The sequence below is a fragment of the Streptomyces sp. NPDC047981 genome, assembly GCF_040653315.1.
Lineage (GTDB): Bacteria > Actinomycetota > Actinomycetes > Streptomycetales > Streptomycetaceae > Streptomyces.
This window is the reverse complement of sequence record NZ_JBEZNQ010000069.1, coordinates 2,519-15,731: the sequence shown is the minus strand read 5'-3', so window position 1 is coordinate 15,731 and position 13,213 is coordinate 2,519. Positions and strand designations below refer to the sequence as shown.

Here is a 13,213-nt window from a genome sequence, read left to right as displayed (position 1 = left end):
GGATCCACAGGGCCGACCGGGGGCCGGGCCCGGTCGCCCGAGGATGGTGGGGAGAGCGGACCGACCGTCTCCGCCGCCCACCGTGAAGGGACCAGGTCCGTGCCGCTGACCGTCGCCAGAAGGAGAACCGCCATGGATGCGAACGACCGGCTGCTGCTCGCCGCCGCCGACCGGGGCGACACCGCGGGCGTCCGGGCGGCGCTGGACGCGGGCGCGCACGTCGACTGCCGGGACTCCGAGCTGCGCACGCCGCTGCTGCTGGCCGCGCGGGCGGACCGGGTGGAGGTCGCGGTGGTCCTGGTCGCGGCGGGCGCGGACCCGGACGCCAGGGACAGCCGGGCGGACACTCCGTGGCTGGTCACCGGGGTGACCGGCAGCGTGCCGATGATGCGGGTGCTGCTCGCCGCGGGTCCCGACCTGACGCTGACGAACCGCTTCGGCGGGACCGCGCTGATCCCGGCGGCCGAGCGCGGCCATGTCGGATACGTACGGGCCGTGCTGCGGGAGACCGACATCGACGTCGACCACGTCAACCGGCTCGGCTGGACCGCCCTGTTGGAGGCGGTGATCCTCGGCGACGGCGGCCTGGCCCACGAGGAGGTCGTGGAACTGCTGATCACCGCCGGGGCGGACCCGCTGCTCGCGGACCACGACGGGACCGGCCCGCTGGAGCACGCGCGACGGCGCGGCTTCGCCGGTATCGCGGGGCTCCTCGCCGCCGCGACGGCGCGCGCCGGACGGGAGGCCTCCCGATGAGGCGCGCACCGCGCACGACCGCGCGGGTGCGGGCGCACGGGCGGCTGCTCGCGTCGGCGGCCGCGCTCGGGGCCGTCCTCGTCGGGTGCGCGGCGGACGCGGACGGCGGTACGACGCCCGCCGGTTCGGCCCCGTCCTCGGCCTCGCCTTCCGCTCCGCCTTCCGCTCCCGTCGTGGACATGGCCCCGACGCCGACGCCGGACGGGACGCTCCTGGTCGCCGACTTCGGCTTCGACACCGTCACCTTCGTGGACCCGCGACGCGGGGCGATCGCCTCCGTCGAGGTGGGCACGGCGCCGTACGGCCTGGCCGTCGGCGCGGACGGGCGCGCCTGGGTGGCGACCGCCGAGGGCGTCGCGGTGGTCGACACCCGGACCCGCACGCGGCTCGCCCTCGTCCCGTACGAGACGGACAGCGGTCCCGTCGGGACCGGCGAGTACCGGGGCGGCGGGATGGGCATCGCGCTCTCCCCCGACGGACGCCGGGCGTACGTGGGGGTCAACGTGCCGGGCGGTAACGGAACCCTGGAGGTGATCGACACGGCGAGCCGTCAGGTCACGGCGACCGTGCCGGTCGGACGGCGGCCGTTCGACGTCGACGTGGCGCGGGACGGTTCCGAGGTGTACGCGACGGACCACGACTCCTTCGACGTGACCGTCGTCCGCGCGGACACCCTCACCCCGCGCCGTATCGAGGTCGCCCCGTACGGCACGGAGGGCGGGCTCGGATCGTGGCTCAAGCCGCACTACGCGGTCGTACGGCCTTCGGACGGGCGGCTGTTGCTCCCCTTCGAGGGTGAGCGGCTCGTGGTCGTCGATCCGAGGACGGGTCGCTCGGAGATCGAGCCGATGACGGCCGACACCCACCAGCACGGAGCCGCGATCACGCCCGACGGCACCCTGTTCGTCGTCGGTACGGGACCGATCGACCCGGCCGAGGACGAGGGCCCGTCGCTCACGGTCCGGGCACCCGACGGCACCGAGCGGATCTACCCGCTGGACGGTCCGCACGAGGACGTCGCCGTCTCCGAGGACGGCCGCACCGCTTACGTCAGCGGCGGCTTCACCCGCGACGGTCACTGGGACGGCATCACGGTGATCGACCTGCCGAGCGGCGAGACCAGGCGCCTCCCGGCGGGCGAACGTCCGCTGGGCATCGCGGTCCTGTAGCGCGGGACGCGTACCGGCGCCACCCGCCCGCCGAGGCCGGCCCGTGGTAGATCAGATCGCACCGGCCCTTTTCCGCGACGAGGAGATCCCGTGGTCCCACCCTCCGCATCCGTCACCACCGTCTTCCGCGACGTCCGCCCCTGGGGCGGTCCGCCGACCGACCTCGTCGCGGTGGACGGGGTGCTGGCCCCGGAGGGCTCGATCCCCGCGGGCGCGGTGACCGATGTCGTCGACGGGGGCGGCATGCTCGCGCTGCCGACCCTCGTGGACGCGCACCTGCACCCCGACAAGACGACGTGGGGCGAGCCCTGGCACAGCCGCCGGCCGGCGCGCGGGATCGCCGCGTACGTCGAGGCGGACGTGGAGCTGTACCGCGCCCAGCGCACCCCGCTCGCGGAGCGGGCGTTCCGGCTGCTCGCGCACGCGGCGGCCCAGGGCACCCGGGCGACGCGCGCCCATGTGGACGTGGCCCCCGCCTACGGCCTGGAAGGCGTCGAGGGCGTCGCCGCCGCGCGGGAGCGGCTGCGCGGTGTCGTGGACGTCGAACTGGTGGCCTTCCCGCAGCACGGCGTGGGGCGCACCCCGGGAACGGCGGAGCTGTTGGAGGAGGCGGCGGCCGGCGGGCTCGTCTCGCACATCGGCGGCATCGACCCGGCGGGCTTCGGCCTGGAGGGCGCGGGGCGCGACGGCGGCCAGCTGGACACGGTCTTCGGCATCGCGGAACGGCACGGCCTGGGGCTCGACATCCACCTCCACGACCGCGGCGAGCGGGGCCTCGCGCCGCTGCGCGACATCGCGGCCCGCACCAAGGCGCTGGGGCTCGCGGGCAAGGTCAATGTGGGGCACGCGTTCGCGGTGGCGGCGCTGTCGGGCGACGCGCTGGACGAGATCGCGGACGTGCTGGCCGGCGCCGGGGTCTCGCTGTCGGCCGACACCATGCTCCCCTTCCGTCGCCTCGTCGAGCGCGGGGTCCGGGTGGGCCTGGGTTCGGACGGCGTCCGGGACAGCTGGAGCCCGTTCGGCAACGCGGACATGCTGCACCGGGCCTGGCTCGCGGGCTGGGCGCTGGACGCCCGGCTCGACGAGGAGCTGGAGGCCTGCTTCCGGCTGGCCTCGGACGGTGGAGCCGAGCTGATGGGCCTGCCACGTGCCGACCTCCGGCCCGGCTCCCCCGCCGATTTCATGCTGGTGGACGGCGAGTGTGTGCCCCAGGTCGTGGTCGATCAGCCGCGCCGCGCGCTGGTGGTCAGGGCGGGCCGGGTGGTGGCGCGGGACGGCGCACCGGTCTGAGGCGGGTCCGTCGGGCCGGGAACTGGATCACCCACGTGGACGTCCCTTCCCCCGAAGGGGGTCCGGTGGAGGAGACACGGAGAAGGCGCGGACTGCTGACGGCGGTCGTCGTGGCCGTCGCCGGTGGGCTGCTGCTCGCCCATCCCTGGCTGCCCGGTCTGCCGGGCAGCCCGATGAGCCTGGTCGAAACGTTCCTGCCGTGGCTCGGTCTCGCCGTACCCATCGGCCTGATCGTCGCCGCCGTACGCCGCTCGCTCCTCGTGGCCCTCGTCTGCCTGCTCGTCGGTGTCGCGTGGGTGGGGGCGTTCCGGGAGCCGCTGGGGAGTGGCGAGGACGGCGGGGCGTACGACCTGACGGTCGTCCAGCACAACGTGAGCGACGAGAACACGAGCCCGTCCCGGGTCGGCCGGATCCTCCTCGGTCCCGACCCCGACGTGATCGCGCTGCAGGAGCTGACGGAGGAGAGCCTGCCCGCGTACCGACTCGTCCTGGACCCCACGCACCCCTACCGGGCGACCGTGGGCACGGTCGGGCTGTGGTCGAAGCACCCGCTGACGGGCATCGCGCGCGTGGACCTCAAACCGGCGGCCGTGGGGCCCGGCTGGGACCGTGGGCTGCGGGCCGTCGTCCGCTCCCCGCACGGGGACGTCACGACCTATGTGGCACATCTGCCGTCGGTCCGGCTGCGGGCGAGTCAGGGGTACGCGACAGAGTGGCGCGACGAGAGTGCGGCGCGGCTCGGCCGGGCGCTCGCGGCCGACCGCTCCCCCGCGGTGCTGGTCCTCGGCGACCTCAACGGCACCGTCGAGGACCGGGGCCTCGCGCCCGTGCTGTCCCAGGTGAGCGGGAACCGCGACGCCTTCGCCTTCTCCTGACCCGCGGCCGTGCCCCTCGCCCGGATCGACCATGTCCTCGCGCGCGGGGCCGCCGAGGTCGGCCCGACGTGGACGCTGTCCGACACGGGCAGTGACCACCTGCCGGTGGCGGCTCGCGTCCGACGCTGAGCGTCCTGGCCGGCGGCCCGGGGGGCGGCGTGTCAGGCGACCGGCCCAGCTCCGCGAGCGCCCGGAGCGAAGGCCTGGTGGGCTGTACGGGGAGATCTCCGGCGCTTCCCGCCCGGACCCCCGGAGCGTATGGAGGAGGATTCCGTGCCGGACTCAACGACGTCGTACGCCGATCTGCGCGCCCTGGTGATCAACTGCACCCTGAAACGTTCCCCGGAGCGCAGCCATACACAGGGGCTGATCGACATCAGCACCGGGATCATGGAGCGCCAGGGCGTGCAGGTCGACGTGCTCAGGGCGGTGGACATCGACATCGCGACCGGTGTCTGGCCGGACATGACGGAGCACGGGTGGGAGACCGACGAGTGGCCGGTGATCTACTCGCAGGTGATGGCCGCCGACATCCTGACCCTGGCGGGCCCTGTGTGGCTGGGGGACAACTCCTCGGTCATGAAGAAGGTGATCGAGCGTCTGTACGCCTGCTCGTCGATCCTCAACGAGCACGGCCAGTACGCCTACTACGGTCGCGTGGGCGGCTGCCTGATCACCGGCAACGAGGACGGCGCCAAGCACTGCGCGATGAACGTCCTCTACAGCCTCCAGCACCTCGGATACGTCCTTCCGCCGCAGGCGGACGCGGGCTGGGTCGGCGAGGCGGGCCCGGGCCCGTCGTACCTCGACCCCGGCTCCGGCGGGCCGGACAACGACTTCACGAACCGCAACACGACCTTCATGACCTGGAACCAGCTCCACCTGGCGAGGATGCTCAAGGACGCCGGCGGCATCCCCGCCCACGGAAACCAGCGCTCCGAGTGGGACGCCGGCTGCCGTTTCGACTTCGAGAACCCCGAGCACCGTTGAGTGCAGCCCGGCCCCGGTGATCGAGGAGGGCCCGGCTGCCGCCCACGACAAGCGTCTCGGAGTGGGCCGAGACGCACTCGAGCACGACGGTGTCGCCCTTCTCCGCCACAAGGTCAAGGACCGCCTGCCAGTCATCCATCGAGACGTCCGGGACGCGCACGTCCGGCAGCGATCCCACCGAGTCCGTGTCGAAGAAACAGCTCACGGCGTACCACAGCGGATTGGCCACCCCGTCATGCCGCCGAAGCTCCCTGACGCGACGCACGGGGCTTTCCCTCCTGTGTGAGGAAGCGCTCGTGGTCTCTGCCCAGCGGAGGGCGGAAACTGCACGGTCGACGGTCAAGAGTGTGCTCCGAAGTCGTCCGTCGACGAGAGGGGTTCGCTGTGGGGACACGGTGGAGCCGGGGTGCCGCGCGCAAGGGTGAGGCCCGACTGGAGGTGCTGCGTGCGCGGAGTGCCGAGTTGTTCGTGGAGGTGCAGCGGGCGGACACGAAGGCGACGGCTCTGTGCGGGGTGGCCGGGGGTTTGCTGGCACTGGTCGCGGGGATGTGGGTGTCGTCGCCAGTGCGCGGTCTGGTCGGGCCGGTCCTGCTGGTCGTGGCCGGACTGCTGGTGGCTGCCGTGGGGGCGGCGCTCATGGCTCTACGACCCGTACTGCCCCGGGGAGTCAGTTCCGCATGGGAGGCCGATGGCGACCCTGAGGGGCTGATACGTCAGGAGGCCGGGCGGATGGCGGTGTTCGAGAGACTGTCACGGCGGAAGTTCGGTGCGGTCCGCTGGTCCGTCGATCTCGTGATCGCCGCGCTGGCGGTGGCCGGATTGGGCCTGTTGATCGCTCTTTATGCCCCCTGAAACCATTCCTCCCCACGAGTGGGTTCCTACGTCTGGGGGGTTATGTACCAACCACACAGAGCCGTTCTGGGCGAGCCGTTGTGGGCCCGGTTGCGTGACCTGGCCCCGGTGCGGGTGCGTCCGGCGCGCAGCGTACTGCTGCGGCAGGGTGACCCCGGTACGCACGTGATCGTGCTGGCGGAGGGGTCGGCGCTTGTGACGCTGACCGGTTCCGACGGGGAGCGCGCGCTGTTGTCGGTGCGAGGGTCGGGCGAGTTGCTGGGTGAGCTGGCGGTCCTGGACGCGAATCCGCGTTCGGCCTCGGTGATCGCGGCGGAGGTCTGCCGGGTCCACGTCGTGCCCGCAACCGACTTCCTTCGGTTCGTCGAGGGACACGGTCTCGTCAACTTGCTGCTCAGGCACGCGATCACGCGGATCCGGGAGGGGGAGGCCGTCCGGCTCGAACTCGCCACCGCCTGCGTTCCCGTACGTCTGGCGAATGCTCTGGGGCGGCTTGCCAGGGCGGCCCCGGCTGCCCGACGAGGCGTGGTCGTGCGCCTGACGCAGGCCGAGTTGTCCCAGATGATCGGGGCCTCCCGCAATGCCGTCGGTGCCGCCATCAAGCCCTGGCGAGAGCGGGGGTGGCTGGAGACCGACGCCGGCGGCGGGCTGTTGATCCATGACATCGCGGCCATCGAGGCTCAGGCCCGTGGCGTGAAGTGACCGGGCACACCCGCACGGTGCCCAGTAGTGGGCACCACCGCGCGGACCGGCCGCTGAACATGGGGCAACCGATTTCCCACTCCTGACCGAAAGGTCGGTGCCACCATGCTCCCTCTCCCGTCCGCGTCGCTCGACGTCCCGCCCGAGCACGCGCTCCTGGCCGTCGACATGCAGGGCTACAGCAAGATCCCGGAAGCCAGGATGGCGCCGGTGCGGTCGGACCTGGACGACGTCCTGATGACCGTCCTGGCCCAGAGCGGTTTCGCGGACCCCCGGGCCGTGCCCGGCGCGTACAAGGACACCGGCGACGGCGCGATCTTCGTGCTGCCCGCCAAGGACACCGCCCGGCTGATCGATCCGCTGCTCGGCCACCTGCACGCGGCGCTCGTACGGTACGAGCAGGGGCGGCTGACCGACGCCCCGCCTATCCGGCTACGCGCCGCCGTGCACCTCGGACCGCTGACCCTGCCCGACCACCGCGGCGACGCCATCAACGAGGTGTGCCGACTCCTCGACTGCAATGCCGTCCGCCAAGCCCTGGCCGCGGCAGGCGAACACGAGACCGGGTTCCTGGCGGCCGTCCTCTCGGAGCCGGCCTACCGCCGCACCGTGCGTGCGGGACGGACGACGGAGCTGGCCGAGGAGCACTTCCTGCCGACGGTGGCACGGGTCGAGGGGAAGCCACACTTCGAGGAGGGGTGCCGGCTCTACGTGCCAGGACTGACCCCGTACTTCCTGGGCCTGGCGATGTCCGCGAAGGCCGCTGAGGCAACGCCCGGCACCACCCGGGCCCTCGGGACAGGTGTGCCGCCCGCACCGGCAGCAGCCACGTCGCCCGCCTTCCAGATCAACGGCGCCATGAACGACCCGACGCTCATCAACCAGGTCGAGGGAGACGTGCGCATCGAACGACGACGGCTCTGATCCCGTCCGCGTCCCCTTTTCCCTCCCCGGCCCGTTCGGAAAGGAACGCCGCGCATGACCTCGGCTGACCCCCTCGTACCTCCCGACTCCGTCCCTCCCAGCCCCGAGAGTGGCTCCCCCGCCGGTGGCTTCGGTGATGGCAGCGACTTCGCCGACCAGGCGGGCCCGCGCAGCGCTCCTGTCTGGCCCACGGTCTCACCGCCCGCCCCCTCATGGCCCACTGAAACTCCGGTCGGTGGACCCGCCGATCCGCGCGTGATCGTCATGCCTCCCGTCGGTCCCGGCCCGTGGCAGGTGCCGGTCACGGTGAACAACCCCGAAGTGGTCGTAGGCAATGTCGCCGGCAACATCAACTTCGAGACCAGGAAGGGGAACATCCTCGATGGCACCGTTCTGTCCCGTGACGCCATCAGGCAGACCCCGATGGTCCGCTCTGGGCATTGGACCGAGGTGCGGACGCGTGCGCTGGATCCCGGGACGACACCGGCCCGTCTGCGCAAGCCGGTACTGATCATCGTGGCTCCCCGTTCGTACGGGTCGACCACGTTCGCCCTGCACCTGCTCGCCGAGACCACCGACGACCGCACCACCATCATCAAATTGGACGCCGACTGGCAGACCCCCAAGGTGCAACGGCTTCCGCAGGAGCACCGCCACGCATACCAGCTCGATCTCAAGGACCCCGACACGGACAGCATCTCGACAGACTTCCTCGACCATCTCGAAGACCATGGCGAGAAACTGGGACGCCTCGGGTCGACGTTGGTGCTGACCGTGGCCAAGGACCTCTGGAGCAACCTCCCCGCACCGGCCCGTACGGGAATCCACGTCGTACATCTGACCGAACCGCCCCCGCCACGCGACGTCGTCGAGGCCCATCTACGGGCACGGAAGCTACCCGGTCTCGTCTCCTATGTACGTTCCGGCAGTGCGGCTGAGGACTCGCTGAACGGCCGGGACGCCGTGGAAGCGGTCCGCGCGGCCGACACGATCAAGGACGCCTGGCAGGAACACAAACGCCTGACGGGCACCGCGCTGCCGATGGACGAGGCGACCTGGCGGCCTACGCTCGACGACGGGCTCTCGGCCCGCATCACCGCCGCACTGTCCGACTGGCGGGACAAGCTCGACCACCTGTTCGGAGAGACCGCAACGACACACAGCAGCAAGGAAGACTCTCTGCCCCTCGAGGACCGCTGCCTGTTGCTCGCGCTCGCCGTACGTCAGTCCGCCCCCATGCCCCAGGTGGCCAAGGCCGCACGCACCCTGCAGAAAATCATCAGCATGAACGACGCGGCCAAGGGCGGCTTCGCCTCCACTCCCGAGGCCGTGTTCGCTGGACGCGGGCTGCGCCGCCGCATCGTCGACGTCGGCGCCGGAGTCGACACCCACGACAACGTCGTGTTCGACCAGCCCGGCTACGGCAGGGCCGTCCTGACCTACGTCTGGGACAACTACGAGATCATGCGCGAACCCATGCTGAAGTGGCTGGTGAACGGCGGGGAAGGTGCCGGGGACGGCGAGCGCGTCGTCGAGGCACTCACCGTACTGACCCTGCGGCACGGGAGCACCCCTCAGTTCCAGCAGCTCGGCCCCCTCGCTCGAACCGGCAGGAAGGCCCTGCTCAGTGCCGTGATGGTGCGGGCCGTGCGGGACGAGCACGCGGGCCGCCACGCCTGGGGCACGCTGTACGGGTGGGCGTCGGCCGCCGAGTACGCCTCGACGGTCATCGCCACCTGCCGCGGCGTTCTTGACGCAGCGGACGTGACCGCGTCCCAGGCCAGGATGGCCATGGTCCGGCTACGCCGCGTCGCCAAGCACTCCCGGGACGAATCGGTCCTGGCTGAAGTCCTCGACGCCTTCGAGGAGCTGGTGCCCCGGCCCGGAGGCGTCCAACTGCTGGTCTCCGAGGTCCAGGCCTGGCAGCAGTCGGGGAAGCCAGGCAAGGGCGGTCCTTTGGCCTTCCTCGCACTGACGTCGGTACGGGAGGACACCGGGCCCTGGCTCCTCTCGCAGGGCGTGCCGCCGAGTGTGGACGTGGAACGTGCCTTGCAGACCCTGCTCGGCGACATCACCACGGCACCGGGGACCATCGAACGGATCACGGGATGGGTCGCCGCATCGGCCACCAACCCCGCTGCGTATGCCCGGATCCGGGACCAACTGCTCCCGGCGCTGCGCGAACAGAGGTTGTTCAAGGCCGTCAAGGAGCTGATGGAGGCTCTCGACGAGGTTCACCTCGATGATGGGGCGAACGCGGCGGAGGATTTCTGGGGCCGCCTTGTCGACCCGCGCGTTCGCGCGATGTTCCCGCTCAACGGGACCTCGGCGTGAGGTGGCCTTGGCAACGCGCGACGCGCGTCGTCCGCTGCACCCAGCCCCGGATGCTGCCCTGCGCCACGCCGGGCATCTACTTCGAGGCGACATTCACCGTCGAATGGCGTCCTGCCCTGCGTACCCGCCCCAACCTCGAGGAGTTCGTCGTCAGCCGGACCGTGGCACGGGCCGGCGAGATAGCACGGCACTTCACGGCCGTTGAGGTCCGCACCGCGCAGGACACCATCAACTCCGAGCTCGGCTCCGGACAGCACACGTGCGGCCCCTCCTACCGCTGCCTGGCCGCCCGCGCGGAGCTCGGACTGTCGGCGGAGGCCCACGCGACCATGGCCCAGCGGCAGGCCGACGAGGAACGCGTTCGACGCCTGCGCTTCCTGCGTGCCCACCTGTACGACCATCCAGATCTGTTCGTACTCGACCGGATCGAACAGCAGGCGGGCTGTCCCGGTCCTGAGCAGGTGGCGGACTGGCACCGTCTGGCCCGGTCGCTATCCGCGTCCGGCCGCTGGTGGGAACCCTTGCTCGACCAGTGGCAGAGCGTCGGCCGGGGCTTCACCGACGTCGAACTGCAGAACCGGGCCTTGATCGCCCTCCACGACGCTCTCAGGGCTCTGCAAGGCGAGGAGACGTCCTACCAATCCGCGAGGACCGCGTCCGTACCCGGCAAGGTCTCCGTGGAGGGGCCGACGGCATGAGGCTGACGCTGATACGGCTCCTGCTCGACCCCCGCACCAGTTGGCGCGCGCTCCGCATGCGTCGCGAACCGGCCGCCAGCGGACTGCCCTTCGACGCGGTCTGGCGCCAGGCACGCATGTTCAGCGCCCCGGACGAGATGGTGTACCGGATGCACGGCCATCAATTTCCCGTAGGACAGGAGGAAGAACAGGGGACGGAAGACGGTCTCGCCGGGCCGCAGGCAGGCGCACCTGGCCCACGATAGATGCGTCGCGGGCCGCCCTGCTCGAGGCCGTACGCACGATCGGCGAACAGCTTCTCAATCATGCCGCGTCAGGGTGGTGGCGGCTGAAGTTCGAACGGCGGCGTGCAACGTTCCCCGCCCCGCACGGGCTTGCGGCCGTTCCCGCACGTGCGGGAACGGCCCTGCAGCAAGGGCCGTTTTGGATTGTCGTACGATCATCCCTACGATCCGCCCCATGATCACGAGAAAACGGCTGTCGACCGGGGCCTGCGCGCTGCTCGCCGTCCTGGCCGTCGGGCTGTTCCCGAGCGGCGCCGTCGCCGACGAACCGGCGGCGAAGGAATCCCCCAAGGTCGAGCTGGTGCTCGACGTCAGCGGTTCGATGCGGGCGACCGACATCGACGGCAAGTCCCGGATGGCGGCTGCGAAGCAGGCCTTCAACGAGGTGCTGGACGCCGTGCCCGAGGAGGTGGAGCTCGGTATACGCACCCTCGGCGCCGACTACCCGGGCAACGACCGCAAGACGGGCTGCAAGGACACCCGGCAGCTCTACCCGGTCGGCCCGCTCGACCGCACCGAGGCCAAGACCGCCGTCGCCACCCTCGCCCCCACCGGCTGGACGCCGATCGGGCCGGCCCTGCTCGGCGCGGCGGAGGACCTGAAGGGCGACGACAACGCCACCCGCCGGATCGTGCTCATCACCGACGGCGAGGACACCTGCGCACCGCTCGACCCGTGCGAGGTGGCGCGTGACATCGCCGCCCGGGGCATCCACCTCACCATCGACACCCTGGGCCTGGTGCCGAACGCCAAGATCCGTCAGCAGCTCACCTGCATCGCGGAGGCGACCGGCGGCACGTACACCTCGGTCCGGCACACCGAGGAACTCTCCAAGCGGGTGCGGCAGTTGGTCGACCGGGCGGCCGACCCGGTCGTCACCCCCGTGGCCACCCAGGGTGCCGAGCGCTGCGCGGACGCCCCGCTCCTCAAGCCCGGTCTGTACACGGACCGCGAGACCTTCGGCCAGCACCGCTGGTACCGGGTGGACGTCCTGCCCGGTCAGGAACTGCGCGCCTCGGTCAGCGTGTCCGCCGACCGTGCCGTGAACGACGACTACGGCGTGCTGCTGCGGGCGGTGACCCTGCGCGGGCGTGAGATCGTCCGCGGATCCGAGGCGGGTGACGGACGGACCGACGTCATCTCGACCGGGCTGCGCTATCCCAAGCAGTCGGTGGACGGTGTCGACGCGGACAAGCCCGCGGCGGAGACCGTCTGCCTCCAGCTCAGCAACTCCTTCTCCGCGCCGCCGTCGGTGAAGACGACGCCGGGCATGCCGGTCGAACTGGCCCTCGACATCGTCGACGCGCCCGACGAGGCCTCCGATGTGGCCGCGTTCGGCCTCGGCCGTGGCTGGTGGCTGCTCGGCGCGCTCGTCCTGGCCGGTTTCGTGGGCGGTCTGCTGTGGGGCTGGGTGTCCCGCTGGCGCATCGCCGTCTGGAGGACCAACTGATGCGTACCGTACGCGCGCTGACCACCGTCCTGCTCGCGGGCGCCGCCCTGTTCGGGCCCGCGGCCGCACCGGTCCTCGCGGACAGCCCGACCCCCAGCGGCAGCGCGAGCGCAGAGGCAGAGGCCGGTCCGACGGAGGCCGGCACCACGTTCCGTACCGCCGCCTTCTTCCGGCAGGGCCAGCAGGCCACCGCCCAGGCGTCCACGGGTGACTACCTGTACTGGGTGTTCCCCGCCGACACCGGGCAGCGGCCGACGGTGACGGCCTCGGTCACGCTGCCCGAGGCCACCGCCCGGCACGGCGCCTCCACCTGGCGGATCGACGTCTACGACGGGCTGCGGCGCCGCCAGCCCTGCATGTACGGGATGCAGTCCCGCGTGGCGGCGAAGGAGGCTCCGTCCGTGGAGCTGTCCTGCACCCTGCGCCCGGTCCGCCCGTATGCCGACACCTGGGACGAGGACCCGTTGCCCGGCAGCTACTACGTCCGCCTCACCGTGACGGGGCTGCCCGAGGAGGACCTCGGGCAGTCCTTCACGGCCCAGGTGGGCGCCGTCTCGGCCGAGCAGGGCGGGGCGTACGCGGGCGGCGGCTCGCTCGCCGCGCCGCTGGTGCCGGGTGCCACGACCGAGGACGCGGCCGTGGACGGCGCGCCGTCGGCGGTCGACGCCCGGGCGCCCGAGGGCGGCTGGTCCTCCGGCTGGTGGTCCGACCGCTGGATCTGGACAGCGGTCGGCGGCGTGCTCGCCGCGCTGGCCGGCATCGCGGGGTACTCCCTGACGAAGGGCTCCGGACGGCCCTCCCGGGTGCCGCCCGCGGTCTGACGCTCACGAGTGGGAGTGAAGTCGCCACGCCAACGACCAGGGGCCTTGCCACGTCACTTCATACCCCT

Annotated in this window: 13 protein-coding genes; all 13 read left to right on the top strand. The window is 71.8% G+C overall.

What is annotated here, in order from left to right:
- Positions 1–132: 132 nt before the first annotated feature.
- The 13 genes from AB0E14_RS30635 (at position 133) to AB0E14_RS30575 (ending at position 13,145) form a co-directional block, all read left to right on the top strand.
- Positions 133–756 (top strand): ankyrin repeat domain-containing protein, encoded by a 624-nt coding sequence (locus AB0E14_RS30635; RefSeq protein ID WP_362425404.1) that lies wholly within the window; start codon positions 133–135, stop codon positions 754–756.
- Complete coding sequence (locus AB0E14_RS30630) at positions 753–1,925, top strand: YncE family protein (RefSeq protein ID WP_362425401.1); 1,173 nt, start codon at positions 753–755, stop codon at positions 1,923–1,925. Before AB0E14_RS30635 ends, AB0E14_RS30630 begins: the two co-directional genes overlap by 4 nt.
- Positions 1,926–2,015: 90 nt before the next feature.
- Positions 2,016–3,215, top strand: a complete 1,200-nt coding sequence (locus AB0E14_RS30625) for an amidohydrolase (RefSeq protein WP_362425398.1) — start codon at positions 2,016–2,018, stop codon at positions 3,213–3,215.
- 65 nt (positions 3,216–3,280) lie between these two features.
- On the top strand, positions 3,281–4,090 hold the full coding sequence (locus tag AB0E14_RS30620; RefSeq protein ID WP_362425395.1) for an endonuclease/exonuclease/phosphatase family protein: 810 nt from the start codon (positions 3,281–3,283) through the stop codon (positions 4,088–4,090).
- 258 nt (positions 4,091–4,348) lie between these two features.
- Complete coding sequence (locus AB0E14_RS30615) at positions 4,349–5,080, top strand: flavodoxin family protein (protein WP_362425392.1); 732 nt, start codon at positions 4,349–4,351, stop codon at positions 5,078–5,080.
- Between the two features lie 462 nt (positions 5,081–5,542).
- Positions 5,543–5,932: a hypothetical protein gene (locus tag AB0E14_RS30610; protein ID WP_362425389.1), complete on the top strand. Its 390-nt coding sequence runs from the start codon at positions 5,543–5,545 to the stop codon at positions 5,930–5,932.
- A gap of 42 nt (positions 5,933–5,974) precedes the next feature.
- Positions 5,975–6,634 (top strand): Crp/Fnr family transcriptional regulator, encoded by a 660-nt coding sequence (locus AB0E14_RS30605; protein WP_362425386.1) that lies wholly within the window; start codon positions 5,975–5,977, stop codon positions 6,632–6,634.
- Between the two features lie 105 nt (positions 6,635–6,739).
- A complete protein-coding gene (locus AB0E14_RS30600) occupies positions 6,740–7,558 on the top strand; it encodes a hypothetical protein (RefSeq protein ID WP_362425383.1) in 819 nt (272 codons plus the stop codon).
- 255 nt (positions 7,559–7,813) lie between these two features.
- The gene (locus AB0E14_RS30595; protein WP_362425380.1) at positions 7,814–9,892 is read left to right on the top strand and encodes a hypothetical protein; all 2,079 of its coding nucleotides are present in this window, start codon (positions 7,814–7,816) and stop codon (positions 9,890–9,892) included.
- On the top strand, positions 9,889–10,590 hold the full coding sequence (locus AB0E14_RS30590; RefSeq protein ID WP_362425378.1) for a hypothetical protein: 702 nt from the start codon (positions 9,889–9,891) through the stop codon (positions 10,588–10,590). The genes AB0E14_RS30595 and AB0E14_RS30590 overlap by 4 nt, the downstream gene beginning before the upstream one ends.
- Positions 10,587–10,835, top strand: coding sequence for a hypothetical protein (locus AB0E14_RS30585; protein ID WP_362425375.1), 249 nt, complete (start codon positions 10,587–10,589; stop codon positions 10,833–10,835). The genes AB0E14_RS30590 and AB0E14_RS30585 overlap by 4 nt, the downstream gene beginning before the upstream one ends.
- A gap of 214 nt (positions 10,836–11,049) precedes the next feature.
- Positions 11,050–12,324, top strand: coding sequence for a VWA domain-containing protein (locus AB0E14_RS30580; protein WP_362425372.1), 1,275 nt, complete (start codon positions 11,050–11,052; stop codon positions 12,322–12,324).
- The gene (locus AB0E14_RS30575; protein WP_362425369.1) at positions 12,324–13,145 is read left to right on the top strand and encodes a hypothetical protein; all 822 of its coding nucleotides are present in this window, start codon (positions 12,324–12,326) and stop codon (positions 13,143–13,145) included. The genes AB0E14_RS30580 and AB0E14_RS30575 overlap by 1 nt, the downstream gene beginning before the upstream one ends.
- The last annotated feature ends 68 nt before the right edge of the window (positions 13,146–13,213 follow it).